The following is a 2,615-nucleotide window of genomic DNA, read 5'->3' as shown; positions in this document are numbered from 1 at the left end:
TTTTCATATAAATAGTATTTCTGACATAAATTAAAATAATTAATGACATTTTGATAAATATAATTTATTTCTTTTGTAAGTTTTTGTTGTAAATATCATTTTTTTATTTTTCGTTGTAATGAATATAATTCATTTTCAGTTGGAATGCTTGTTACCATATACTTTTTCATTTTAATCTCCATTCTAATTTAAAGACTAAATCAGTGGTCTAAAATGTATATGGTTTTCACATTAANGTTTTATAAATTATCTTGCATTAATTTTAAGAATAAGTTATAGTTAACATGTGATAAAAAAATAAAATGCTGATATATGTTAGTATTATGGACTAATGTTTCTACATCTTACCGTCATTAAGATACTATAGGGCATAATTTTTTTTGTTTTATTTTCGTAAATTTAACAAAAATAATTTGCATAACCTATTTCGCACATTAGCAATGATAGTTTATGTTTTTATTTTTTTATTTTGTAAAGGAGAATAACAATTGTGCAAATAGACAAATTAGAATTATATCTACCAGAGGATAAAATTCAAAATAAAATTAAGGATTATGCGGAAAAATTAAATAAATTATACGAAGGCAAAACATTATATTGTATTGGTTTACTAAATGGAGCATTATTTTTTATGAGTGATTTGTTAAAACAACTTAAAATTCAAATTGTGATTGATACAATGAGTATTTCAAGTTACATTGGAACTCAGTCAACAAATAAACTTACTATTCATAAGGATATTTCAAAAGATATTACTGGACAAGATGTTTTATTAATTGAAGATTTGATTGATACTGGTAAAACTTTATCGGCTGTCATTGAACAAATTCAAGCAAAAAAACCAAATAGTTTACAAGTAGTTTGTTTAGCAGATAAAATTGCTATGCATCCAAATTTTAATTATCCCTATGATGCACTATTTATTGTTCCAAATGAGTTTATTGTTGGTTATGGTTTTGATTATAATGACCAATTTCGACAATTACCAAATGTATACATATGGAGAGGTGAATAAATGAAAACAACAAATAAAATTATTATTTTAGATTTTGGGTCACAATACACTCAATTAATTGCTCGTCGGATCCGTGACTTAGAAGTATATTGTGAAGTATGACCATATAATACAGCATTAGAAAAAATTAAAATAACACCAATGAAAGGAATTATTTTATCAGGTGGGCCTGCTTCTGTTTATGCAGAAGATGCATTTTTAATTGATAAACAATTGTTTGAATTAAAAGTTCCTGTTTTAGGAATTTGTTATGGAATGCAATTAATAAGTCATTTACATGAAGGGACAGTGCAACGAGCAACAAAACAAGAATTTGGTTTTTCAGAATTAATTATTGATAATCAAGAAGATTTATTTGCGAACATCCCTGTTAAATCACAAGTGTGAATGAGTCATGCTGATCATATTGAAGGCATGCCAACAAATTTTATTCAAATTGCTCATAGTGAAAATTCAATTAGTGCAATTAAACATTCAGAAAAGAAAATTTATGGTTTACAATTTCATCCAGAAGTAACCCACACTTTAATTGGCCAACAATTATTAAGCAATTTTGTTTTTAACATTTGTGGTTGTGAGCCAAAATGAAAAATTACAGAGTTTATTTCAGCAGCAACAACTGAGATTAAGAATAAAGTTGGAACTGATAATGTTGTTTTAGCATTATCAGGTGGTGTTGATTCTAGTGTTTGTGCAGTTTTATTACATAAAGCAATTGGAAAACAATTAACATGTATTTTTGTTGACACCGGATTATTACGCCAAGATAGTGGATGAAATGATTTACAAAAATTTCAAGAAAAATTTAAATTAAATATTATTAAAATTAATGCGCAAGAAAGATTTTTAACTGCTTTAAAGGGAGTTACTAATCCAGAAGAAAAGCGAAAAATTATTGGGAATTTATTTATTGAAATTTTTAATGAAGAAGCAATAAAAATTCAAAATGTTAAATGATTAGGACAAGGAACAATTTATCCAGATGTGATTGAATCTGTCTCAGTGAAGGGACCATCTGACACAATTAAATCGCATCATAATGTTGGGGGATTACCAAAGGATTTACCATTTCAATTAATTGAACCATTACGTGAATTATTTAAAGATGAAGTTCGCCGAACTGGTGAAGAATTGGGCATTGATTCTAAATTTGTGTATAAGCATCCGTTTCCAGGACCAGGTTTAGCAGTCCGAATTATTGGTGAAATTACCGCAGAAAAAGTAGCTTTATTACAAGCAGCTGATCAAATTTTTATTGATGAATTATATCAGGCAAATTTATATGATCAAGTTGCACAAGCATTTGTTGTTTTATTACCTGTTCAGTCAGTTGGTGTAATGGGCGATGTACGAACATATGGATATACTGCTGTTGTGCGCAGTGTTAATACAAATGATTTTATGACAGCAAATTGAAGTCGGCTGCCATTTGAATTATTGGAAAAAGTATCAGCTCGAATTGTAAGTGAAGTTCATGGAATTAATCGAATTACTTATGATATTACATCAAAACCACCAGGAACAATTGAATGGGAATAAAAAAATATTAGTATGTGAGATACCATATACATTTTAGACCAGTTANNNTTTTAAAAATTTT

The 2,615-nt window shown here is 27.7% G+C and carries 2 protein-coding genes, 1 pseudogene and 1 riboswitch; of the genes and pseudogenes, 2 read left to right on the top strand and 1 reads right to left on the bottom strand.

The annotated features are described in order from the left end of the window. A pseudogene (locus tag BST80_RS04700) lies at positions 1-182 on the bottom strand (hypothetical protein); the annotation flags it as partial. A 104-nt stretch (positions 183-286) separates the two neighbouring features. Further along, positions 287-384, top strand: a riboswitch (purine riboswitch). Positions 385-490: 106 nt separating this feature from the next. Between BST80_RS04700 and hpt the strand changes: the two are divergent. Further along, positions 491-1,015 carry a hypoxanthine phosphoribosyltransferase gene (hpt, locus tag BST80_RS04695; RefSeq protein WP_114564572.1) on the top strand — a complete coding sequence of 175 codons (525 nt, stop codon included), beginning with the start codon at positions 491-493 and terminating at the stop codon, positions 1,013-1,015. Then, positions 1,016-2,554 (top strand): glutamine-hydrolyzing GMP synthase, encoded by a 1,539-nt coding sequence (gene guaA, locus BST80_RS04690; RefSeq protein ID WP_415746186.1) that lies wholly within the window; start codon positions 1,016-1,018, stop codon positions 2,552-2,554. Positions 2,555-2,615 lie beyond the last annotated feature (61 nt).

It is taken from the genome of Spiroplasma sp. Moj, from assembly GCF_016082285.1.
Taxonomy (GTDB): Bacteria; Bacillota_I; Bacilli_A; order Mycoplasmatales; family Mycoplasmataceae; genus Spiroplasma; species Spiroplasma phoeniceum.
This window is presented reverse-complemented; position numbering and strand designations above follow the sequence as displayed.